Here is a 22,211-nt window from a genome sequence, read left to right on the forward strand (position 1 = left end):
TAACGCATAAATAAAAGGAAAACCCATGGCCATAGCAGCAGTCGTCATAGCAATCCTGATCCTTGTGGTGCTCATTACCGGATTAAAACTCAATCCATTTCTCGCATTTCTGGTTTCGGCCATATCCGCCGCGATAATGCTGGGTATTCCACTCGATAAAATTCCTGCAACAATTGAAGCGGGGATTGGTGCAATGTTGGGGTCGCTGGCCATTATTTTATGCCTCGGCGCCATGTTCGGAAAACTTGTTGCGGAGTCGGGCGCTGCGCAACAAATCAGTCGCAGTTTAATGAATTGGTGCGGGCCAAAATATATTACCTGGGCACTGATGCTCACCGGTTTTATCGTCGGTATACCCTTGTTTTACAATGTCGGATTCGTCTTGTTAGTACCGCTGGTATTTTCAGTAATGTACCAAACCAAATTGCCCGCAGTGTATTTAGGTATTCCGCTGCTCGCCGCGCTCTCTGTGACTCACGGCTTTCTACCACCCCATCCATCACCTGTTGCATTGATTCCACAGTTCGGCGCGAGTATGGGCACCACATTGTTTTATGGAATCATGGTCGCCATTCCCACCATGATTGTCGCGGGGCCACTTTTTTCCTCCCGTTTGAAATCCATTCAAAGCACACCACTTGCTACCTTTAAACCGACTGATTTGCCAGAGGGTGAATTACCCGGCGTTGCCAATAGTTTTATTACTGCATTGCTGCCGGTGTTGTTAATTGCACTGAGCAGTATTGCTGTTTATACCTTGCCCACTGCGCTTGCAGAAACACCGCTGATAAAACTTCTAAGTAATTCGATGATAGTGCTGATGATCGCGCTTGCTATAGCGACAGTGACTTTGGGGTTAAAGCGCGGTATGAGCATTGGCAAAGTGATGAATGTGTATAGCGATGCAATTAAAGATATCGCTGTTATTTTATTGATTGTCGCTGGTGCCGGTGCATTAAAACAAGTGATGGTCGTTAGCGGAGTGAGCGAGCAGTTAGCGCACTCGCTGGAAAATATTGCACTCAATCCTTTGATATTGGCCTGGTTGATTGCAACCGTTATCCGCATTGCTCTGGGTTCTGCTACTGTTGCGGGCCTAACTGCAGCCGGTATTGTTGCGCCGATTATTCCGCTGACCGGTGCTGACCCAAACCTGATGGTGTTGGCCATTGGTGCTGGTAGTTTAATGTGCTCCCACGTAAATGATTCAGGGTTTTGGATGTATAAGGAATATTTTAATTTGAGTTTAAAAGATACCTTTAAATCCTGGTCGCTGATGGAAACAATTATTGGGGTGATGGGATTAATTGGTGTGTTGGTATTGGATGTTTTTGTTTGAAGTTTGCTGCATTAAAATAAAACGCCCGACCTGGAGGCAGATCGGGCGTTTTTCCAACCTACGGACACATGAAGAAAATTAATGAAGTATATTGCCACCCAGTAATTTGCGCACTTCATCAGCCGCAAAATGATAGTGCTGGTTGCAGAACTGGCAGTCGATATCAATGCTACCTTTCTCGATTAATAATGATTCAACCTCTTCGTTGCCAATCGCCAGGAGTGCGTTAGCGCTGCGCTCGCGCGAGCAGCTGCAGGCAAAGCGCAACGCTTTTGGTTCATATAGTCGCAACGGTTGCTCGTTGAATAGACGATAGAGCACTGTTGAATGCTCCAGCTCCAACAATTCCTCTGCCTTAATGGTGTCGGCCAGGGTGATAATGGTTTCCCATTTATCCTGGTTGTCTTCCTCGTTAGTAATTAATTGTTGCGGTAACGCCTGAATTAAAAATCCGGTCGCAATATCGTTATTGGCAGCAAACCACAAGCGGGTGGCAAGCTGTTCTGATTGGTAAAAATAGTGCTCCAAACAACCCGCAAGATTTTCCGCATCCATAGGTACTATACCTTGATGGCGTTCAAGTGTGCCGCCGAAATTCTCACTGCGCTGCGGCTCAATAGTGATAACCAAAATGCCGTTGCCTAATAGCTTTTGCAGGCTACCATGACTGGCTAATTCATCGCTAAGTTCTATATTGGGATTAATGCGCACTATGCCACGCAAATCATTATGATGATTGCACTCAGCCATAATGGTGCTGACTGGGCCGTCACCGCGCGCTTGCAGAATAATTTTTCCATCAAACTTTAAGGTGCTGGATAACAATCCCACTGCTGCCAAAAATTCACCGAGTAAACGACGAATAGCGGGAACCTGCGGGTTGTGGCTTAACACTTCGCGATAGCTGTCACCCAAGGTGACTATCTCGCCGCGAATATCGCAGTCATCAAATAAAAAACGGTGCAGTAGATCATTGCTTGGCATATATCTGTCTCATTAAAAAGCAGTTATCTCACTAACAATTAATTGTCGTCGCCCAGTAAATTAATGCGCTGGAAGCGGTGAATATGGCGGCGGTCTTTTTTGCTGGGGCGCTGGTGGCTGATGATGTAGCTGCCCAGCCCGGCTTTACGTTCGGCGGTGCGTTTTTCGCGCAGGGTTTTACTTTCTTCGGTTTCTTCGTACAACAATGCTGCTTCCGGTGCGCCGCGGCGCTGGGCAGATAACGCTTTTACCACAACGATTTTTTCATCCAGATCCTGGCGGATAGTTAACACCAAACCCACAGTGACTTCTTTGCTGGGTTTGATGCGCTGGCCATCGCAATGAATCTTGCCGCCGTCGATCGCCTGTTTGGAGAGGCTGCGGGTTTTAAAAAAGCGCGCGGCCCACAGCCATTTGTCAATGCGGATTTTATCGTCGTCATCGTCTTGTTCGGTTTTCTGCTTACTCATACATTAATTTACCGCTGGCATAATTTCATCAAAGTGATGGATGGCTGGGTACTGCTCCATACGCCGCTCAATTTTGCTATCGGGCTGATGAATGCCCAGCAAATGTTTAATGCCAAAGGTTTTGGCAGAATCTAAAATGCGTACCGTGTCATCAATAAATAAGGTGCGCGCGGGATCAAATTGTTCACGCGCTTGTAATTCCTGCCAGAATTTTTGCGATTCTTTTGGCTCATTAAATTCGTGCGATGAAATAATTACATCCAGCCATTGATCGATTTGGGTCACTTGCATTTTGAGCGATAGGCTTTGCGGGTGCGCATTAGTCACCAGCAATACTTTTTTGCCACGCGCGCGCAACCGCCGCAAAAATTCGCCAACATGGGGGCGGATCTGGATTTTGTGTTTGACTTCGTCTTTTAAGCTGACGATATCGACATCCAGTGCCTTGGACCAAAATTCCAGGCAGTACCACTGCAAGGTGCCTTCGTGTTGATGAATATCGGCTTTTAATTTTGCATTGGCGGTGGCCAGATCGACATTGTGGATTTGCGCGTAGCGCTGGGGCAGGTGATCCAACCAAAAATAATTATCGAAATGCAGATCCAACAAGGTACCATCCATATCCAGCATGACAGTATCTATTAAGTCCCAATTGATCATAAAATTGTCTCACCACATTCTGCAAACTGTACTCGACCTATGCCGACCAAGCCCAGTATTTTGAAGCGCGCGACAGTAGCGCGCAGCCGATTATTCCGTGCCGATGAAATTCACCTGCGTTTTAGCAACGGTGAAGAGCGCACCTACGAGAAGCTCTGTTCCGGAGGGCCGGGGGCGGTGCTTATTGTACCCTTGCTCGATGAAAATACGGTGCTTTTGGTGCGCGAATATGCGGCCGGCATTGAGGATTACCACCTCGCGCTACCCAAAGGTGCGATCGACCAGGGCGAAACCCTGCTGGCGGCGGCTAACCGTGAACTGAAAGAAGAGGTGGGTTACGGTGCCCGCAAACTGCAATTCCTCAAACGCATCAATCTCTCGCCCGCCTATATGGAGCACGGTATTAATGTAGTCATCGCCTGGGAGCTCTACCCCGAACGTCTGGAGGGCGATGAACCCGAGCCTATTGAAGTCGTGCCCTATCCTTTATCGGATTTGCTGCAGCTGATTGCCCGCGCCGATGTCTGCGAAGGCCGCAGTATCGCGGCCCTGTTTATGGTTCGCGAATGGTTGGCGGGTAATTACCAGGCACCCGAGCCAGTGTTGGATTTATCCTTAACACCGGAGGTCAAGTATGACTAATCATCCTATCAGCGCCGAGTTGATCGAACAGCTAGTCGATCTCAGCCGCCGCGCGGGGGCGGCAATAATGGCTATCTACAACAACAAAGACAGCTACAACATCGAACAAAAGACCGATGAATCGCCTCTGACAGCGGCCGATTTAGCGGCACACCGGTTGATTAGCGCTGAGTTGCCGAAGTTGTTGCCGCTGCCGGTTATCTCGGAAGAGGGGGAAATCCCCGAGTTTGCCGACCGCAATTTATGGGAACACTATTGGTTGGTCGATCCCCTCGATGGCACCAAGGAATTTATCGCCGGCAATGGCCAGTTCACCGTCAATATTGCGCTGATCCAGCGTGGCCGAGCACTTCTGGGTGTGGTTCATGTGCCAGTCACTGACGTCACTTACCTCGGAGTGCTGGATGCGCGCGATGCCAGTAGCATAGGTGCGTTCAAGTATATGGAGGGTGGCCATCGCAAACCTATCACCGTGCGTCCGCTACTGGAACGATTTTCCGGGAAGCAACCCTTTACTGTATTACTCAGCCATCGCCACAACACCCAGGCCACTGTCGATTTAATGGAGACAATTACTCACAATTGGCCGGGTGCGATAGAGACCACTAATGCCGGTAGTTCACTTAAGTTTTGTGTGATTGCCGAAGGACTCGCGGATTTTTATCCGCGTTTGGCACCTACCTCGGAGTGGGATACCGCCGCGGCACAGGCTGTATTAGAGGCTGCAGGTGGGCAAGTCGTCTGCGCGAACCCCTCATTGCCAGCGCTGATATACAACGCGTCTGAAGATTTGCTCAATCCACATTTTTATGCGCTAGGCGATAAAAACTTCTTTTGGGAAAAATTGTTGGTGGCCGATGAGTTGGTCAATTAATCTTGTTGAATTTGAGCGGTTGCACCTGAGAGGTGCAGCGACAATCCCGCCGGTTTTATAACCAAAGTGCTAGTGGTTCGAGAAGAAAATATTCTAAGTTCAAGGTGGTTAATAGTTATGCATCTGGGCTAGTCTTCATTGGCAGGGAATGAAAATCTATACAGACCTACACAAAACTTTCTCGAATCAAATAATCCTCTGCAACACCCGCCACACTACTTTTGTTATTCAGTTCTTAGGGAGCGTTATTCATGAGAAGACAAAGCAAAAATTTAAAGGCCGATTTTAATACTAGCCGTGCTGATTTAATGCGCGACAAACTGCTGCGCGAAATCTCCGATTATGAGCGCCAACTGGCCGAATTGAAATTAAATGGCGCGCAGGTGAATTTCACCATGATCCAAACTTATAAAGAATTAATCAGTGCGCGCCAAGCTATGCTGAAGCGTTTACCCGTGCATTACTAGCAGCTAATCAAGCGCTGCGACTTTTACCCCTTGGTGTAATGCTAAAGCGTGGATCATTAAATTCCTGCTGCAGATAAAGGGCTGTCGCCAAGTTAGGTTTAGCACACTGTTGTGCTAATTCATCATTGGCTGCGGCCTTAATTTTTTCAGCGGAACTATTTTTTGTTGCTGTGTGTGTCAACAATCCCCTTGTGGGAATACGCAAAGGTTTATGTTGCAGCCAATCATTGGCGTCGTTAAATGGCATGGGGCGGTGGATAAAATATCCCTGTACCTGATCGCAACCTAACTCGCGCAAACTACCGATCTGTTCAAACTCTTCCGCGCCCTCTGCGACTACCGCTAAGCCCAAAGCGTGAGCGATAGATACGATTCCCTTAGTAATATCCCAATCCACTCTATTGCCCGGTAAATCGGCGACAAATGAACGGTCAATTTTAATAATATCGAGCGGCAAGCGTTTGATATAGGTGAGCGATGCATAACCGGTTCCAAAATCATCTACCGCCATGCGTGCACCCAAGTCGCGGCAACGCAGCATAATCCGTTTGGCGCGTTCCAAATCTTCCAGCATCGCCGTTTCAGTAATTTCAATAATTAAAGATTCACCAAATCCCTGTTGTTGCTCGCATAGAATTTGCAATTCCACTAAAAAAGACGGATGCAAAAAATGGCGCGGTGAAATATTGATATGGATATCGGGCGTTAATGAATTTTTATTCCACAACCGCATTTGCCGTGCTGCTTCGCGCAATACCCAATTGCCCAAACGAAATTCCAAATCGCCGCGCCCGGATTCAAATGCCTGGATTAAAGGCCCGGCGCTAATTACTTCTCCATCGGGTTTGCACCAGCGCAACAGGGCTTCAAAACCCACCACGCTTAAATCCTGCAATTGGCAAATGGGTTGATACCACAATTGCAATTCGTTGCGCTCCAATGCACCTTCCACATCAACCACGGAAATTAATCGATTTTGTGGCTCTTCAGCTTTTACCGATGCGCGTTGGAATCTATCGCCGCCCTGGCTTTTGGCGATATACATAGCGGCATCGGCTTTGCGCAGCAAATTAATTTCATCGACACCGTCTTGCGGAGCCAGTACCACGCCGATGCTGCCACTTAAGCGACCGCGTTTGCGACCCTTGCCATAGGGTACACGCAGTGCCTGCAAAAAACGTTTCGCGAGAGTATCTATATGAGATTCATCGCACTCGGCGATAATTAAAAATTCATCGCCACCCAGACGGCCAATTTGATCGCCTTTGCGCACTACATCGGATAAACGCTGCGCTACATCGCGCAATAAAATATCGCCAGTTTCGTGACCCCAGTGATCATTGGCGGATTTAAGCCCGTCAACGTCGATAAAAAATAAGGCAAACGGGCGATTGTAGCGGTGCAATTTTTCCAGGCTGTCGTCGACACAATTTAAAATTCCGCGCCGGTTTAATAATTTGGTGAGTGGATCAATAACCGCGAGCGAGCGCAATTGCGCTTCCAACTTTTCACGATGGCAAGCAACCGCAATTTGGCTGGCAATGCGTTCCGCGAGTGTGAGCAGTTGCGGTGAAATATCGGCAACCGATTCGGTGTGTGCAAACCAGGAAGAGGCGAGAACACCCAATACTTTATCGGACGAGATGAGCGGGATCACCAGGTTGGATTGCAATCCAGCATCGACCAGCTGCTCCATGGCATCTGGAGCATTGGGATAATTGCGCGTAAAAATGCTGGTTTTACTGGTGAGTACACGGCCGGAAATTCCGGTGGTGGACGAAAAGCGAAACCCTTTAAACGCATTGAGCAAATGCTGCTGTTCACCTTCGAACAATTTATATTCAAAGGTCTGTGTTTCTTCATCGAGCAAAATTAACGCCGTGCCGTCGGCGCCCAATAGAGTGCGCACTGCGGCGGCAGCTTTTTTAAAGAAAATTTGAAAATCCGGTTCGAGCGTTAACGCATCCATGGCGGCCAGAAGTGATGGCACCGCTGTGTGTAACAATAACGAATTTTTCATGGAGGCGTGCTCACAAGTACATCAAAAACACCCGGGTAAGGCATGGCTCCAGATAATTGCAATTAGCTTGCCAGCGATATTTTTATAAGCACTTTTTTACAGAACTGACTAAATCTCGTGGCTTGATATGACAGAAATAGTAAAAACGCACGCGCACTAGTGCTGTTATGAAGAAGTAAACACCAAAAAAAGGCAGAAAATTATTAATTCGCATTCATTTAGTGCAACCTTGTAGGGTTTTTGATTAAGAAATGCATTGACTTGGGTTTTTGAAGTAATAGACCATGCAAACCAATTGAGGTTACCAACCGTTTTAAATGAGTGGCTGAATATGTCGGTGGATATTGAAACCCTGCTAATTGCGTTGTTGTTGTTGCTTGCAGCATTGCTCTATTCCTCCGTTGGGCACGGAGGTGCATCGGGTTATATAGCGGCGATGAGTTTATTGGGCGTAGCCCCCGCGGTTATGAAACCTACGGCGCTGGCCCTGAATATTTTGGTTTCATCCGTGGCGGTATTTAAATTTTATCGCGCTGGTTCTTTTTCATGGCAATTGTTCATCCCTTTGGCGATTACGGCAATTCCAATGGCCTACATTGGTGGCGCAATCACTTTACCAGTGCATTGGTACAAACCGCTGGTGGGTGTTGTCTTGGTGTATGCCGCGTGGCGTTCATTCAGCACGGCGCAGGGGGCATCCAGTTATGACGTGCAAGCTGTACCTGTTGCTGTTTTGTGTGTAATGGGGGCGGTGTTGGGGTTGTTGTCGGGTTTGACTGGTGTTGGCGGCGGAATTTTTTTAAGTCCATTATTATTATTTTTTCGCTGGGCACCAGTGAAGGTAATTTCCGGTGTAGCAGCCGCATTTATTTTGGTGAATTCGACGGCTGGAATTTTTGGTGTGATGTCCACCAACGTTCAATTTCATCCGGGGTTACCGCTTTGGGCGCTGGTGGTGTTGGTTGGTGGATTTATCGGTGCTGAGTATGGCAGCAAGCGCTTGGCTAATCCGGTCATTCAGCGCTTGTTGGCATTGGTACTGCTGGTGGCGGGTGTAAAAATGATACTGACCTTTTAAATATCAGGGAGCCGTTTTAATTTTTAATTGACCAACAAAGTTACACGGCCGGTGGCGGCTATCCAGTTGCTCTTTGATAATTTTTTCCCACGCAGTGGTGCAGGCACCTGTTGAACCAGGCAAACAAAAAATTAAGGTGCGATTGGAAAATCCGGCCGTTGCGCGCGATTGAATGGTGGAGGTGCCGATTTCGTCATAAGACACCTGACGAAATAATTCACCAAAACCGACAACGGTTTTGTCAAATAAAGGAGAGACTGCTTCGACAGTGGAGTCGCGCCCCGCAAAACCGGTGCCGCCGGTAATTAATACGACTTGTGCTTGTGCATCAATAATCCAGTTGGAAAGCACGGCGCGGATTTGGTAAATATCATCAATCACCAAATTGCGGTCATGTAATTTGTGGCCTGCAGCAATTAATAAATCCCGCAACTTTTGGCCGGAGGTATCAGTATCCAGATTGCGTGTGTCGGATACAGTGAGCACGCAAATATTCAAGGGTTCGAATTCTTTTTGGGATGACACTTTAGCCTCCAGTCATATTCATAAACCGCACAATTTGCGGTTCATTATCTAAATCAAAAGTATGTTTTTCCGGTTTGTGGTGCATGGCGTTGATAATACGCGTGCGCACCTCTTGCTGCGGATTTTCGCTGGTGCGCAATGCCTCGCGCAAATCCACGCTGTTCTCTTGTCCCAGGCACAATAATAATCTTCCAGTTGCCGTGACACGTACGCGATTGCAGCTGCTGCAGAAATTATTCGAATGGGGCGAGATAAAACCGATGCGCGAGTCGTAACCACTTGCCTGCCAGTAACGCGCGGGGCCAGCGTTATCTTCACCTTTGGCAAACACTGGCTGCAATAAATGTTGTTCGCTGATGGCGCTGCGTAATTCGTCGCTGCTGACAAACTCGGCGGCGCGGCCGTGTTCATCAATGCGCCCGAGCGGCATCTCTTCAATAAAACTGATATCCAGGCCTTCATCCAATGCAAATTGCACCAGTGCCGGTACTTCATCTGCGTTGTAATGTTTGAGCGCGACGCAATTGAGTTTGATGCGTTTAAAACCGGCGGCTTGTGCGGCTTTAATCCCGGCAAAAACCTGATGGATATCGCCAAAGCGGGTGAGTTGGCGGAAGCGTTCGGGGTTGAGGCTGTCAAGGCTGATATTAATGCGGTCTACGCCTGCATCTTTAATCGCTTGGGCATATTGGGGCAGGTGTGTGCCATTGGTGGTGAGGCAGAGTTCCTTTAATCCGGGTAATTGCCCCAGCCGCTGTAACAGGTCAATAATCCCGCGCCGGATCAGTGGTTCGCCACCGGTAATGCGCAGCTTGGTTACGCCCAGGCTGACAAAAGTCTCGCTCAGTGTGGCCAGTTCTTCAATGCTCAATACCTCGGCGCGCGGCAGGAACGTCATATCTTCCGCCATACAATAGACGCAGCGCAGGTCACAGCGGTCAGTCACTGAGAGGCGTACGTAGTTGATGGTTCGGCCAAAGCTATCGATCAACATATATAGAGAAGGATTCCTGATTGGGGGAGTCACTCTAGCGGTGCTCAGCCTGAGGCTCAAGGCGTTTCGGTTTTCATTCGCTTATATCCTTAGCAAGCTTGCGGCCAGCATTTAACTTGGTACGGGTTAAATTGGTCAAAAGTACTGATCCAAAATGGTGAATTAGATAATTTTACACCGATATCGATGGCTCGCCGGGTGTTTCTGACGGCCAGTCATTATCGATTGGCAGGGCGGGGCGCATTAAAAACTGAAAAAATAACAATAAATGCTTTTATATGGTGCGAAGTGCACCATCACTTTGTTTTTATATGGTGCATATAGGTGGAATAAGAAAAATCAATTTTGCTGCCAGTTGGTGCGCTATTGCACCATTAAAATTCATAAATCTCTATTGTGCTGGTGAAGAGGAAATTGGCTGCTCCGAGCGATGCTGTGGTTTGTGTTTTTAAGTTTATGAAATATAAAGAAAAATATTTTTTTAATTAAAAAAAAGCGATATGGCATCGCGCTTGCAATTACCTCCCTGTAATCAAATTGCAGGTGATGCCATGACCAGTTTTTTCAAAGCCAGCGTAGAAACACTTCCTTCTGCCCTGCTCAAGCAGCGTAGTGATGCCAATGAGCGCGCGAAAAAATCCCGTGTTGGCAAAGTCTGGTTGGTAGGTGCAGGTCCTGGTGATGCAGAGCTGTTAACCGTTAAATCCCTACGTGCGATTAACACTGCCGATATTATTTTTTACGATTATTTGGTCAGCGACGATATTCGCGCACTCTTCCCTAAAAATGTTCCTGCGCACTACGTTGGTAAAGCGAAAAACCAGCACAGTATCGCGCAGGAAGATCTCAACCAATTATTGGTTAAGCAAGCGCAGTTGGGTTTGACTGTGTGCCGTATTAAAGGCGGCGACCCCTTTATATTTGGCCGCGGCGGTGAAGAGCTGTTGGAATTGCGGACTGCCGGAATTGAGGCAGAAGTGATCCCTGGTATTACCTCCGCCTCAGGTTGCAGTACCTACGCCGATATCCCATTGACCCATCGCGGTTTATCGCAGGGCTGCACTTTTGTGACCGGCCACGCCGAAAAAAGTTTGGATGTGAATTGGGCGGCGCTGGCGCAACTGAACCATACCCTGGTGTTTTACATGGGCCTGACCCGCGCCGATGAAATCGCTGCAAAATTATTGGCGGGCGGAATGGCTGCAGATACACCGGTTGCGATTATCGAAAACGGCTGCCGCAGAGACCAGCGCGACATTATCTCTACCCTTAGCGAATTCCCCGCTGCAGTTATCCGCGAGCAGGTGCAATCACCCGCGCTAATTATTGTCGGCGAAGTGGTGCGCATGAAAGAAAAATTGCAAGCGCAGGTGCAATTGCATGTATCGGAAAAGCAATACCTGTTGGCTTGATTGATCGTCACTTTCCAAAATTAGTTAATACAAAAATTTCACGACCGTGAGGCAGATATGAAGAAGCGCATTGTAGTAGTTGGCAACGGCATGGTGGGCCACAAATTTATCGACAACCTGGTGAATCACGCGGATGCGGATCAATACAAGGTCATCACTTTTTCTGAAGAGCCTCGCCTCGCGTATGACCGCGTGCAGCTCTCCAAATATTTTTCCGGTTCCACTGCCGAAGATCTGGCGTTGACTAATGCGGATTATTACAACGAAAAATCTGTTGAATTTATTTTAAAAGATAAAGTTATCGATCTGGATTTTGACAACAAAGAAGTGATCACTGCCTCTGGTCGTCGCGAAGGCTATGACAAGTTAATTCTTGCCACAGGTTCTTTCCCGTTTGTGCCGCCAATTCCTGGTAATAACGGCGAGCACTGTTTGGTGTATCGCACCATCGAAGATTTGGAAGCCATTACCAATTCTGCCAAGCAGAGCAAGGTGGGTGTGGTAGTCGGTGGTGGTCTGCTGGGTTTGGAAGCTGCAGCTGCTCTTAAAGCGGCCGGCCTTGAAACTCACGTCGTAGAATTTGCTCCACGTTTGATGGCGGTACAGCTTGACGAAGGCGGTGGAAAATTATTGCGCCGAAAAATTGAAGCAATCGGCGTGAAAGTGCACACCCAAAAAGCCACCAATGAAATTGTTGCGGGTACCGAGCTTCGCTATCGCATGAATTTTGCCGATGGCAGCCATCTTGAAACCGATATGATTTTATTCTCTGCCGGTATTCGCCCGCAGGATGAACTCGCGCGCAAATGTGGCATTCAATTGGGTGAGCGCGGCGGTATAGTGGTAGATAACAACTGCCAAACCAATATCGATAATGTATACGCTATTGGCGAATGTGCACTCTGGAATAATCGCATTTACGGTTTGGTTGCGCCCGGCTACCAAATGGCAAAAGTCGCAGTGTCCCATATCACTGGTGGAAGCGATCAATTTATGGGTGCTGACATGAGCACCAAATTAAAATTACTGGGTGTTGATGTGGCATCGATTGGCGATGCGCACGGCACTACTCCTGGTTCATTGAGCTACACCTACAGCAACGATGTAGATGAAGTTTACAAGCGTATGATTGTTTCTGCCGACAATAAAAAATTGTTGGGCGCGGTATTGGTGGGTGATGTAGAGGCTTACGGCACGCTGCAACAAATGTGCGTTAACGGAATGGATTTACCGGAAGATCCCAACTGCCTGATTCTGCCAAACGTGGAAGGTGGCAGTGGCATGGCAATTGGTGTGGATGCGTTGCCGGAAGCGGCAATGATTTGCTCCTGCTACGACGTTAGCAAAGGTGCAATTTGCTGCTCAGTACAAAACGGCGCGCGCACTATGGGCGATATCAAAGCGCTCACCAAAGCTTCGACTGGTTGTGGTGGTTGTACAGCGCTCACTAAACAGGTGATGGATTCCGAGCTGAAAAAACTCGGCGTAGAAGTGAGCAACCATATTTGCGAACACTTCCCTCACTCGCGCCAGGAATTGGCCGATATAGTGCGCATCAAACAAATCAAAACCTTTGATGAGTTGTTGGACGGTCACGGCCATGGTTTGGGTTGCGATATTTGTAAGCCTGCGGTTGGATCGATTCTCGCTGCATTCTGGAACGAATATGTGTTGGATAAAAAGCACATTGGCTTGCAGGACACCAACGATATTTTCCTCGGCAACATGCAAAAAGACGGCACCTATTCAATTGTGCCGCGTGTGGCGGGTGGTGAAATTACCCCGGACAAATTAATCGTCTTGGGTCAGGTTGCCAAACAATACAAACTCTACACCAAAATTACCGGTGGCCAACGTATCGATTTATTCGGCGCGCAATTGCATCAATTACCCGCCATTTGGAAAGTGTTGGTTGAAGCAGGTTTTGAAACTGGCCACGCTTACGGAAAATCATTGCGCACGGTGAAATCTTGCGTTGGCAGTACTTGGTGCCGCTACGGTGTATTGGATTCAGTGGGCATGGCGATCACGCTGGAAAACCGCTACAAGGGTGTGCGCGCTCCGCACAAAATTAAATTCGGTGTGTCTGGCTGTACGCGCGAATGTGCCGAAGCACAATCAAAAGATTTTGGTGTAATCGCAACCGAAACCGGTTGGAGTTTATATGTGTGTGGTAACGGCGGTATGCGCCCACGTCACGCCGATTTGTTTGCTACCGGTTTGGATGATGTGACGTTAATTAAATATATCGATCGCGTGATGATGTTCTACATCCGCACCGGTGATCGTCTGCAACGTACTTCGGTATGGTTGGAAAATATGGAAGGCGGTTTGGATTATCTCAAGAAAGTGGTGATTGACGATAAGTTGTCGATTTGTGCAGAGCTGGAAGCGCAAATGGCCTACAACATTAGCCAATACCAATGCGAGTGGAAAACCACCGTTGAGAATGACGAGCTGCAAAAACGCTTTAAGCATTTCATCAACACTGATGCCACCGATAGCAACCTTGCCTATGTGGTTGAACGCGAACAAATTCGCCCGGCGACGGCATTGGAGCGCAACAATACCAATATCCAGTTTGTTGAGTTGGTTGATTAATGTGTAGCCCGTATGGAGTCTAACGAAATACGGGTTTGGCTTAAAAATTGAAATTTCCCGTATTGCGCCAGGCTCCATACGGGCTACGAATTCAAAAGTATTTTAGTGAGAAATATCATGAGCGAAAAACCCTGGATCAGCGTGTGTGAGTTTGACGATTTAATTCCTGACACTGGTGTTTGTGCGCTAGTGAATAATCAGCAAGTGGCGATTTTCCGTTCGCGTCGCCTGAACGAAATTTTTGCCGTATCCAATTATGATCCAATCGGTGAGGCCAATGTGTTGTCGCGCGGCATTATTGGTTCGATTGGCGATGAAGTGGTGGTTGCATCGCCACTCTATAAAGAGCACTACAATCTGCGCACGGGCGAATGCCTGGAAAAACCGGAGTATAACGTCGCTGTTTACCCGGTGCGGATTGATGATGGTTTGGTGCAAGTGCAGGCGTAATTTTCCTAATGGAAATCACACTCTGCCGCAGTTAATTTTTTGTGTAAACTTCCCCTTCTTCTTCGACTGCTTCATGAGTCGGCTTAATGGGCAAACCTCTTGGTTTGCCCTTTTTTATTTTCGCTTGTTTTGGTTTTTTCTTTTCTATTTCGGTTTGTTGTTTGGCGTAGTTATTGCTCTGCGTAGATGTGTAGTTTCTATTTTTTAACCACTCGCTTAGCGCACAGGAAAACTCTATGAACCGCAATGATGTCACTGAAAAAATAATCACCAACAAAGTGTTAAACGAAATTAAATGGTGCGACGTCGCCCAAAAAGTGGGCTTGAGTAAAGAGTGGGTCACTGCTGCTTGTTTAGGGCAGATGACTTTGAATGCCGAGCAAGCCAAAATCATTGGGGATATTTTCGAATTAACGACCGAAGAGCAAAAGTGGCTGCAAGTTGTGCCCTACAAGGGTTCGCTGCCCAGTCCAGTGCCCACTGACCCGCTGATTTATCGCTGGTACGAGATTGTCAGTGTATACGGCACCACGATTAAGGAATTAATCCATGAAGAATTTGGCGATGGGATTATGAGTGCAATCGATTTTAGTATGGATATAGTGCGTGAGTCGGACCCAAAAGGTGATCGCGTCAATGTGGTTTTGTCGGGCAAATTTTTACCTTACAAACAATATTAACGAACCGCTTCCGGCGTTTTGTGCTTGTGCTGGTACATGCGCTGATCCGCAATCTTGGTAAGCTCAAGCGGGTCGGCGCCGTCTTGTGGATAAAATGCGGTGCCAATACTGCAGCCAATTTGAATCGGATATTCCTCAATTAAAAAAATCTCGCTCAGTACCAATTGGATTTTTTCGCTAACAACCCTTGCCTGGTTGAGGTCATCCATTTGATGCAGCAGTATCACAAATTCATCGCCGCCGATGCGTGCAACGGTATCCGAAGTGCGCACGCAGGCGAGCAGTCGCTGTGCAACCTGTTTTAATAATTCATCGCCCAGCGCATGGCCATAGTGGTCATTTACCGGTTTGAATTTGTCCAGGTCGAGCAACATAACCGCGAGTGCCCGCTGATGGCGTTTGCAATAGCTTAGCGCCTGCTGCAAACGGTCAGCAAAGAGTGCGCGATTGGGTAAGCCAGTCAGGCTATCGTGCTGCGCCATGTAGCGAATTTTTTCCTCACTTTTTTTGCGCTCGGTAATATCGCGGCTGACGCCGACAATACCGATAAAATTTCCGTCGGCATCGTAAATGCCGGACGTCCTGATCTCGGCGCACACGGTAGAACCATCTTTGCACCGATGATCCAACTCCGCGACAAAATCGGGGAAGGGCTGGTTGGCTTTAACCGCCGCGATAGTTTTACCCACGGCTGCCTTTACTTTTTCGACCGACTCGGGAGTAAGTGTTTCTTCCAGCGTTTGTTGCATAGCTTCACTGGCCGTGTAGCCACGCAGTTTTTCCACTGAGGGGCTGACATAGGTGAATCGGCCGTTGAGGTCCATGGTCCAGATAACATCCTGTGCATTATCCGCTAACAGGCGATGGCGCTCTTCGCTTTCGCGCAGGGCCTCCAGCGAAAGTTTGCGCTCTATGGCGATTTCCGCGAGATAGGCGGACTCTTCAATCAGTTTGATATCTTCCAGCGTCGGTTCGGCGGCTTGCCCCTGGTAGATGGCAAAGGTTCCCAGCACCTGACCGTGGCGATTGATAATAGGTTCCGACCAGCAGGAGACCAGTCCTGCTTTAGCGGCCAGCTCTTTTACCCCAACCCAACTGGGGTCTTTCTGGATATCGCGGACAATCACACGTTCCCCTGTGATTACCGCAGTGCCGCAGGAGCCAATGCCCTGGTCGGCAGGCAGGCCGTCTACTGCATCGTTGTAAAACGCAGGCAAATTCGGTGCGGCTACCACCCGCAGTCGATTAGTTTTGCGATCAACGAGCAATATGCTGCAGGTCATTTCCGGGCGTATATGTTCGACGCCGACAATAATCCCCATAAGGACTTCTTCAAGCGAATCGTCAGCGGCGATTTGTGCGAGCACATGGTTGTGGCCGCGCTGCCACACATCGGCGCGACGCATCAGGCGCACCATATTGCGCAATTTCAGATTAACCCGGTTGATGTGCACCGCCGCAGCGATCACGACAACTACCCCAAATAATGCCGCAAGTGCGATGTAAAAATTATTCACCTATATCCTCGTTCCACAGCACCGGCTGCCGGGCAATAAAATCCTGCATCAGTTGTATGCATTGGGCATCGTCGCGTAAATCCAGTTCCACGCCGCGGCTGCGCACATAGTCCTCCGGCCCCTTGAAGGTGCGGTTTTCGCCAATAACGACTTTTTTGATGCCATAAAGTAGCACTGTTCCGCTGCACATATCGCAAGGGGATAGGGTCGAATAGAGAGTGGCGCGGCGATAGTCGGCAGCTTTCAAGCGCCCGGCGTTTTCCAGGCAATCCATCTCTGCATGCAATAAACAACTACCTTTTTGTACCCGCTGATTGTGCCCGCGTCCGACAATCCTGTTGTCGATCACCAGCACCGAACCTATCGGAATACCGCCTTCCGCAAGGCCTTTTTGCGCTTCTTCAATGGCGGCTTGCATAAAAGGATCTGACGTCATTCAACGTTCTCCATGATCGTATAACGGCGAATTGCCACAGTTATCGTAATGCGCTTGTTGTAAGCGGTGCTCTGAGTGTAGTCGCTGATTACTGGATGGAGTTGATGGGTTACAAGAGTTTGCACAATTTTATAAATCAGTTTTGTGCAAATACAGTGCCGCTCGAATCATCTAATCGCAGAATCCGGAGCGGCGTTAGCAGGGTGATGCAAAAGTGCGGATTGGTTCACTCAGGCTTGACCAAACAGCGCATTGGATGAGCGCAAGCGGGCGATGTCGCGCACCGGTGGCAATCCAAACAGGCGGTGATATTCGCGGTTGAATTGCGACGGGCTTTCGTAACCGACCCGGTGGCTGACGGTGGCGGCGTCCAACTGTTCGGCAAACAGTAAGCGCCGCGCCTCCTGTAGACGCAGTTGTTTCTGGTATTGCAGTGGCGTCATGTTGGTGATGGTTTTGAAATGCGCATGCAGGGATGAACTGCTCATACAGGCCTCACGCGCCAGATCGTCGATGCGCAGGTTTTTGTGGTAGTCGCGCTTAAGGGTGTTGATCACTTTGCCGATCTGTTGCGCGTGGCTGCCAGCCAGCGCGATCTGGGCCAGCGTCTCCCCCTGTTCACCCTGCAGCAAGCGGTAAATAATTTCGCGCATCAGCAAAGGCGCCAGCACCGGGATATCAGCTGGCGTTTCCAGCAGGCGCATTAGGCGCAATACCGCATCTAGCAAGGTTGCATTGGCTTTGCTGACAAATAATCCACGTCTGGGCGGCGCTTTGATCGATGCCATCTCTCGGCTCTCATCGCCACCCGCCAAAAGCAGGTCGCTTATCTGTTGTGTATCAAGCGCCAACCGAAAACACAAATAGGGTTTTTCGGGCGTGGCTTCGAGGACTTGCCCCATTACCGGTACATCTACCGAAGCGACTAAATAATTGGCCGGGTCATAGCGAAGAATGTCATTACCTAATACTGCCTGCTTTTGCCCCTGCGCAATGATGCATACCGAGGGTTCATAAACCGTTAGCGTGCCGGTGGTGGGATGATCGGCGCGGATCAGTTGTACCGCATCGATTGCGGTATCGGTAAAGCCTTCGTATTTGGTGAATTGTTCAATACGTTGGGCTAATTCCTGCACTTGTAAATCAAAGGACAGAGCAGCCATTGCGTGTGAGCCTGATACATTATTGGGGTTAATGGGCGAGATTTGCACGGTTTACACTCCTATTGCATCTCTATTGCCGATGGGGTGAGTCTACACCTCTGGCATAACCAGCAATACCTAAACCATTCCGCTTTGGAGAATCAGGCAATCATCGGCGAGTAACTGGCTATCGATTAACGCATCCGCATCCCTATAGTGAATTCACGCCGGACAGCCCCAAGGCGCCGGATACCTAAATCACTAATGAGGAAATAACCATGTCAGCGATTCAATCTATTCTTGAGCAAAAAGTGGTTGTCATTACCGGTGCCAGCAGCGGTATTGGTGAGGCTACTGCACGTTCACTTGCCCAGCAGGGTGCAAAAGTTGTGTTGGGCGCGCGCCGCGCCGAGCGTTTGGAAATACTTGCAGCGGACATCCGCGCGCAGGGCGGGGTGGCGGAATATCAAGCGGTTGATGTACGTCAGCAGGCGCAGGTGCAAGCCTTGGTCAATTTTGCGCGCGAGAAATTTGGGCGCGTGGATGTGATTATCAATAACGCCGGGGTGATGCCCTTGTCCGTAATGGAAGAATTAAAAGTTGATGAGTGGGAGCGCATGATCGATGTAAATATTAAAGGCGTGCTCTATGGCATAGCCGCAGGTCTGCCACTGATGAAACGCCAGGGCTTTGGTCATTTTATTAATATTTCATCCATTGGTGGTCACGCGGTTTATCCCACGGCGGCGGTTTACTGCGCGACTAAATACGCCGTGCGCGCCATCTCCGAAGGTTTGCGTCAGGAGCAATTGGATGGCGATATCCGCGTGACGATTATTTCCCCTGGTGTGGTTGAATCGGAATTGGCGGATTCAATATCCGATCCGGCCGCGCGCGATGCCATGCGCGCCTTCCGCCAAATTGCACTCACGCCCGATGCCATCGCCCGTGCAGTTTGCTACGCCATCAGTCAGCCTGCAGATGTGGATGTGAGTGAAATTATTATTCGTCCGACCAAAAGTCCATATTAATCGCGACCCGGTTACAAACTGTGACAACTGTTTTTAAGGCTACTGACATAATTTGCCATTGCTTGACCTTACCCTGCGGTAAGGTTTCACAATACAGTCTGCTTCACCCCTGGCAGACTGAGTTTTATAAAATCCCCACAAGGGAAGGAGTCGAATATGTCTTCACATCACCCGTTTTCACATCATCACAATGAGCAGTTGGTAAGAGAGTTTTTGCAGGCGGCACACAGTGCCCAGATTAAACATCTGGATGCCTATGTGGCTGAGCAAGTTAAATGTTGGGGCTTCCCCGAATTTAATCCCGGTAATCGCGATGAGTACCAAGGCTTTTTTAATTACATTGCCGATGTGTTTGCAGCGCAAACTTTCAGTATTGAACAATTGCTTGCTGACGACGCGCAAGTGCTGGTGCGTTTTCGTATCAGCGGAAAACATCACGAAGAATTCATGGGCTTACCGGCCACCTTTGGCGAGTTGGAATTTACGGCTACAGCGTTATTTCGTTTGGATGCGGGCGTGATTCATGAAGTCTGGATGTACAACAAACATATTATGTTGCAAACCGCAAAGGGCTATCGTTATTCAACCCGCTCGACGATTACCCTCCCGCAGGTGTGCAGCATGCACGCTATTGCCTGCTAAATAATATTCCCACTTTGAAAAACCCATTTGCATTTTTGCGAGTGGGTTTGCATTTTCTATTGCGTGCTCCATAAATTGCCTACTCGTCACTAGCATCTTTGTTGCAGGGTTATCATTTGCATGTTGATCTGCATCGTCTGCTGCGCAAAACTGTAAAAGATCCCGAACAATTTGTCTGTATTTTTTCTTCCCGCCGATTTTTTTACGGCTGTGTGCGCTAACTAATCCTGCAAGCTGTGAACAGGGTTCATCTTTTTCGTTGAGCGAAACCGGACAATAGCAACCGCTAATCTCTGATGCATAACAATAACGACTAATAATGCCGCATCCGTTTTTTGCTCAGGGCGTGCGCGCCTGGATAGCTTTGCGCTTGATGCAATTTGGGGGTGAAGCTGTTTAGGTTTTTGCAATTGATTGTGCGAGTGCGATCAACCGGGTGGTTAAAATATCCGCGCAAAAACCGCAACAATAATAATGATCTGCATGAATGCAATAGCGATAGTTTCAACAAATCCGGCGCAGGGGCGTTTGCCTTTTCGAATAAGACCTAATAAACGCGTGCCAGAGTGAAACTGTTACTCAGGATAAGGATGCCAAGACCGACGTCTGCTCGGTAAAAGCCCAGTGATTGGGCTTTTACCGGTTGCTCCTCTCACGCTGCCCAGTTCCTTTAATACCCTTATCTACCCAATCCAACCCAATGCCAGCCTATCTTTGCAGCAGTCAGCCACTGAATCATAGCTATTGGCGCGGGGGATCTTGTAAAATTCGCCCATCACTTCTACGAGACATTCCCCCCATGAAGAAACTTCTGGCCTTGATTGCACTCGCCAGCCTGAGTATGAGTGCCTACGCCGATATATTTGCGGTTTTCCGCGAGGCAGATGGCAGTACCAAATGGCAGTATGTGGCTAACACCACTGCCAGTGTATTGATTATTTCCCTGGTAATAGCGCTGATTTTTTTAATTCGCGCGCACTTGCGGTCAATGCGCGCTAATCGCGCGCTAACCGACATAAAAGCAACCCTGGAAGACCGTGTGGCGAACCGCACCGCGGTACTGCAAGCCACCACCGAGCAATTGGTGGAGCGCGAGGCCTATATTGCCAGTATCGTAAACTCCATGCCGGTGATGTTGATCGGTTTGAACCAGCAATTACACATCACCCAATGGAACAAAAAAGCCGAGGAAATTACCGGTCGCCCGTTAAAAGATGTGGTCGGTAAAAATCTGTGGGAAGCTTATGCGGCAATTACGCTCACGCAGGAGCAGGTGAAATCCGTATTGGAATCCGGTGAAACCCTCACGCTCAAACATGCCCAGCGCGGGCAGTACAGCTTTGATATCACCCTCTACCCGCTCGACAATCATGCTGACACCGGGCTAGTGATTTTGATTTCCGATGTAACCAAACAAGTTAATGCTGAAAATAAAGTGGCCGAGCGCGATAAAGTATCGGCGATGGGCGAGCTGGCATCGGCCATGGCCTACGATATCAGCTTGCCGATGCAAACAATTCTGTCGCGCGTCACCCGTGCACGGCAAGAATTGGAAGCGGCAGACTTGGGGGAAGTTAAAGAATTTTTATTGCAGGAGGTAGAGACGGTTCGCCTCAGTGCACATCAAGCGACTGCGATTGCACAAAATCTATTGGATCTTGCCGGCAGTCATCGCGACAGCAAACAACTCGCCGATGTGCCGCCAATTATGGACCGCAGCATTGCGCTGGCAACGGATTTGTTTACCGATGCCGATAGCCTCGCTTTTAAGCACATTAATATCCGGCGCAATTACGCATCCCCTCTGCCGCAAATTCCCTGTTTCCCTGCTGAACTGGAGCAAGTATTTGTGCGCTTGATGCGCAATTCGTTTTACGCACTCAATGCCAAAACCTGGGACGACAATAACAAGCCCTGGATCAATATCGAGATTGGTGAATTTTATGACTCGCTCTGGATTAAAATTGAACACAATGGAAAATGTTTAAGCCCAAGCGAGCAGCTGGATATTTTCCAACCCTTCTTTGCGATCACCAATCATGAATCCACCTGCCCGGTAGAGCAGCGCCTGTCCTATTCCTATTTCATCATCACTGACCACCACCGTGGCCAAATGGCGGTGACCTCAGATGAACAGTACGGCACTTGTTTTAATATTCAGTTGGCGTTGAGTTAACGAGCAAATGTGCTTACAAAAGCTGCTGCCATAACCTGGCAGCAGCTTTTTTTATACTTGTTATTTTGAGT

At 48.6% G+C, this 22,211-nt stretch carries 21 protein-coding genes; 12 read left to right on the forward strand and 9 right to left on the reverse strand.

All coding sequences use genetic code 11. From position 1 onward, the window contains the following. Positions 1-25 precede the first annotated feature (25 nt). Entirely contained in the window at positions 26-1,339 is a 1,314-nt protein-coding gene (locus tag B4E62_RS16360) for a gluconate:H+ symporter (RefSeq protein ID WP_331352793.1), read from the forward strand. Between the two features lie 78 nt (positions 1,340-1,417). Here the strand turns inward: B4E62_RS16360 and hslO are convergent, their stop codons facing one another. The 3 genes from hslO to yrfG are packed head-to-tail and all read right to left on the reverse strand — an operon-like array spanning position 1,418 to position 3,453. Next, on the reverse strand, positions 1,418-2,323 hold the full coding sequence (hslO, locus tag B4E62_RS16365; protein ID WP_331352794.1) for an Hsp33 family molecular chaperone HslO: 906 nt from the start codon (positions 2,321-2,323) through the stop codon (positions 1,418-1,420). A 38-nt stretch (positions 2,324-2,361) separates the two neighbouring features. Continuing rightward, positions 2,362-2,793 carry an RNA-binding S4 domain-containing protein gene (locus B4E62_RS16370; protein WP_310068064.1) on the reverse strand — a complete coding sequence of 144 codons (432 nt, stop codon included), beginning with the start codon at positions 2,791-2,793 and terminating at the stop codon, positions 2,362-2,364. A 3-nt stretch (positions 2,794-2,796) separates the two neighbouring features. Next, positions 2,797-3,453, reverse strand: coding sequence for a GMP/IMP nucleotidase (gene yrfG, locus B4E62_RS16375; protein WP_310068062.1), 657 nt, complete (start codon positions 3,451-3,453; stop codon positions 2,797-2,799). 39 nt (positions 3,454-3,492) lie between these two features. Between yrfG and nudE the strand changes: the two genes are divergently transcribed. The 3 genes from nudE to B4E62_RS16390 all read left to right on the forward strand — a co-directional run bounded on the left by nudE (position 3,493) and on the right by B4E62_RS16390 (position 5,436). Continuing rightward, the gene (nudE, locus tag B4E62_RS16380; protein WP_310068059.1) at positions 3,493-4,095 is read left to right on the forward strand and encodes an ADP compounds hydrolase NudE; all 603 of its coding nucleotides are present in this window, start codon (positions 3,493-3,495) and stop codon (positions 4,093-4,095) included. Next, positions 4,088-4,969 carry a 3'(2'),5'-bisphosphate nucleotidase CysQ gene (gene cysQ, locus B4E62_RS16385; RefSeq protein ID WP_310068057.1) on the forward strand — a complete coding sequence of 294 codons (882 nt, stop codon included), beginning with the start codon at positions 4,088-4,090 and terminating at the stop codon, positions 4,967-4,969. Before nudE ends, cysQ begins: the two co-directional genes overlap by 8 nt. A 251-nt stretch (positions 4,970-5,220) precedes the next feature. Then, entirely contained in the window at positions 5,221-5,436 is a 216-nt protein-coding gene (locus tag B4E62_RS16390) for a hypothetical protein (protein ID WP_310068053.1), read from the forward strand. Positions 5,437-5,443: 7 nt separating this feature from the next. Here the strand turns inward: B4E62_RS16390 and B4E62_RS16395 are convergent, their stop codons facing one another. Continuing rightward, positions 5,444-7,456: a bifunctional diguanylate cyclase/phosphodiesterase gene (locus tag B4E62_RS16395; RefSeq protein WP_331352795.1), complete on the reverse strand. Its 2,013-nt coding sequence runs from the start codon at positions 7,454-7,456 to the stop codon at positions 5,444-5,446. Between the two features lie 331 nt (positions 7,457-7,787). Here B4E62_RS16395 and B4E62_RS16400 point away from each other — a divergent pair, with 331 nt between their 5' ends. Then, positions 7,788-8,534, forward strand: coding sequence for a sulfite exporter TauE/SafE family protein (locus B4E62_RS16400; RefSeq protein WP_310068047.1), 747 nt, complete (start codon positions 7,788-7,790; stop codon positions 8,532-8,534). Between the two features lie 3 nt (positions 8,535-8,537). On the opposite strand, the gene moaB is transcribed toward B4E62_RS16400, so the two are convergent. After that, a complete protein-coding gene (gene moaB / locus B4E62_RS16405; protein WP_331352796.1) occupies positions 8,538-9,059 on the reverse strand; it encodes a molybdenum cofactor biosynthesis protein B in 522 nt (173 codons plus the stop codon). Between the two features lies 1 nt (position 9,060). Continuing rightward, positions 9,061-10,053 carry a GTP 3',8-cyclase MoaA gene (gene moaA, locus B4E62_RS16410; RefSeq protein ID WP_331352797.1) on the reverse strand — a complete coding sequence of 331 codons (993 nt, stop codon included), beginning with the start codon at positions 10,051-10,053 and terminating at the stop codon, positions 9,061-9,063. A 551-nt stretch (positions 10,054-10,604) separates the two neighbouring features. On the opposite strand from moaA, the gene cobA reads away from it, so the two are divergent. The 4 genes from cobA (at position 10,605) to cynS (ending at position 15,196) form a co-directional block, all read left to right on the forward strand. Further along, positions 10,605-11,465 carry a uroporphyrinogen-III C-methyltransferase gene (cobA, locus tag B4E62_RS16415; protein WP_331352798.1) on the forward strand — a complete coding sequence of 287 codons (861 nt, stop codon included), beginning with the start codon at positions 10,605-10,607 and terminating at the stop codon, positions 11,463-11,465. Between the two features lie 57 nt (positions 11,466-11,522). Further along, positions 11,523-14,066: a nitrite reductase large subunit NirB gene (gene nirB, locus B4E62_RS16420; protein ID WP_331352799.1), complete on the forward strand. Its 2,544-nt coding sequence runs from the start codon at positions 11,523-11,525 to the stop codon at positions 14,064-14,066. 117 nt (positions 14,067-14,183) lie between these two features. Next, on the forward strand, positions 14,184-14,516 hold the full coding sequence (gene nirD, locus B4E62_RS16425; protein WP_310068036.1) for a nitrite reductase small subunit NirD: 333 nt from the start codon (positions 14,184-14,186) through the stop codon (positions 14,514-14,516). A gap of 236 nt (positions 14,517-14,752) precedes the next feature. After that, the gene (cynS, locus tag B4E62_RS16430) at positions 14,753-15,196 is read left to right on the forward strand and encodes a cyanase (protein WP_331352800.1); all 444 of its coding nucleotides are present in this window, start codon (positions 14,753-14,755) and stop codon (positions 15,194-15,196) included. On the opposite strand, the gene B4E62_RS16435 is transcribed toward cynS, so the two are convergent. The 3 genes from B4E62_RS16435 to B4E62_RS16445 all read right to left on the reverse strand — a co-directional run bounded on the left by B4E62_RS16435 (position 15,193) and on the right by B4E62_RS16445 (position 18,312). Beyond that, the gene (locus B4E62_RS16435) at positions 15,193-16,713 is read right to left on the reverse strand and encodes a sensor domain-containing diguanylate cyclase (RefSeq protein ID WP_310068032.1); all 1,521 of its coding nucleotides are present in this window, start codon (positions 16,711-16,713) and stop codon (positions 15,193-15,195) included. The two genes, cynS and B4E62_RS16435, sit on opposite strands and share 4 nt — an antisense overlap. Continuing rightward, the gene (locus B4E62_RS16440) at positions 16,706-17,149 is read right to left on the reverse strand and encodes a nucleoside deaminase (protein WP_310068030.1); all 444 of its coding nucleotides are present in this window, start codon (positions 17,147-17,149) and stop codon (positions 16,706-16,708) included. Before B4E62_RS16440 ends, B4E62_RS16435 begins: the two co-directional genes overlap by 8 nt. A gap of 230 nt (positions 17,150-17,379) precedes the next feature. Then, complete coding sequence (locus B4E62_RS16445) at positions 17,380-18,312, reverse strand: AraC family transcriptional regulator (RefSeq protein ID WP_331352801.1); 933 nt, start codon at positions 18,310-18,312, stop codon at positions 17,380-17,382. A gap of 257 nt (positions 18,313-18,569) precedes the next feature. On the opposite strand from B4E62_RS16445, the gene B4E62_RS16450 reads away from it, so the two are divergent. From B4E62_RS16450 to B4E62_RS16460, 3 genes are all read left to right on the forward strand, one after another. After that, entirely contained in the window at positions 18,570-19,322 is a 753-nt protein-coding gene (locus B4E62_RS16450) for an SDR family oxidoreductase (protein ID WP_331352802.1), read from the forward strand. Between the two features lie 156 nt (positions 19,323-19,478). Further along, positions 19,479-19,964 (forward strand): ester cyclase, encoded by a 486-nt coding sequence (locus B4E62_RS16455; RefSeq protein WP_331352803.1) that lies wholly within the window; start codon positions 19,479-19,481, stop codon positions 19,962-19,964. A 799-nt stretch (positions 19,965-20,763) separates the two neighbouring features. Beyond that, complete coding sequence (locus B4E62_RS16460; protein ID WP_331352804.1) at positions 20,764-22,140, forward strand: PAS domain-containing protein; 1,377 nt, start codon at positions 20,764-20,766, stop codon at positions 22,138-22,140. Positions 22,141-22,211 lie beyond the last annotated feature (71 nt).

It is taken from the genome of Cellvibrio sp. UBA7671 (genome assembly GCA_002483145.1).
GTDB lineage: Bacteria > Pseudomonadota > Gammaproteobacteria > Pseudomonadales > Cellvibrionaceae > Cellvibrio > Cellvibrio fibrivorans.

Bases quoted from the DNA above. Each gene is read 5' to 3' on its own strand.
- B4E62_RS16445 (WP_331352801.1), bottom strand. From the start codon at position 18,312: ATGGCTGCTCTGTCCTTTGATTTACAAGTGCAGGAATTAGCCCAACGT.
- nudE (WP_310068059.1), top strand. From the start codon at position 3,493: ATGCCGACCAAGCCCAGTATTTTGAAGCGCGCGACAGTAGCGCGCAGC.
- cysQ (WP_310068057.1), top strand. From the start codon at position 4,088: ATGACTAATCATCCTATCAGCGCCGAGTTGATCGAACAGCTAGTCGAT.
- yrfG (WP_310068062.1), bottom strand. From the start codon at position 3,453: ATGATCAATTGGGACTTAATAGATACTGTCATGCTGGATATGGATGGT.
- B4E62_RS16390 (WP_310068053.1), top strand. From the start codon at position 5,221: ATGAGAAGACAAAGCAAAAATTTAAAGGCCGATTTTAATACTAGCCGT.
- B4E62_RS16395 (WP_331352795.1), bottom strand. From the start codon at position 7,456: ATGAAAAATTCGTTATTGTTACACACAGCGGTGCCATCACTTCTGGCC.
- B4E62_RS16455 (WP_331352803.1), top strand. From the start codon at position 19,479: ATGTCTTCACATCACCCGTTTTCACATCATCACAATGAGCAGTTGGTA.
- B4E62_RS16400 (WP_310068047.1), top strand. From the start codon at position 7,788: ATGTCGGTGGATATTGAAACCCTGCTAATTGCGTTGTTGTTGTTGCTT.
- nirD (WP_310068036.1), top strand. From the start codon at position 14,184: ATGAGCGAAAAACCCTGGATCAGCGTGTGTGAGTTTGACGATTTAATT.
- moaA (WP_331352797.1), bottom strand. From the start codon at position 10,053: ATGTTGATCGATAGCTTTGGCCGAACCATCAACTACGTACGCCTCTCA.
- hslO (WP_331352794.1), bottom strand. From the start codon at position 2,323: ATGCCAAGCAATGATCTACTGCACCGTTTTTTATTTGATGACTGCGAT.
- B4E62_RS16360 (WP_331352793.1), top strand. From the start codon at position 26: ATGGCCATAGCAGCAGTCGTCATAGCAATCCTGATCCTTGTGGTGCTC.
- cobA (WP_331352798.1), top strand. From the start codon at position 10,605: ATGACCAGTTTTTTCAAAGCCAGCGTAGAAACACTTCCTTCTGCCCTG.
- cynS (WP_331352800.1), top strand. From the start codon at position 14,753: ATGAACCGCAATGATGTCACTGAAAAAATAATCACCAACAAAGTGTTA.
- B4E62_RS16450 (WP_331352802.1), top strand. From the start codon at position 18,570: ATGTCAGCGATTCAATCTATTCTTGAGCAAAAAGTGGTTGTCATTACC.
- nirB (WP_331352799.1), top strand. From the start codon at position 11,523: ATGAAGAAGCGCATTGTAGTAGTTGGCAACGGCATGGTGGGCCACAAA.
- B4E62_RS16460 (WP_331352804.1), top strand. From the start codon at position 20,764: ATGAAGAAACTTCTGGCCTTGATTGCACTCGCCAGCCTGAGTATGAGT.
- B4E62_RS16370 (WP_310068064.1), bottom strand. From the start codon at position 2,793: ATGAGTAAGCAGAAAACCGAACAAGACGATGACGACGATAAAATCCGC.
- B4E62_RS16440 (WP_310068030.1), bottom strand. From the start codon at position 17,149: ATGACGTCAGATCCTTTTATGCAAGCCGCCATTGAAGAAGCGCAAAAA.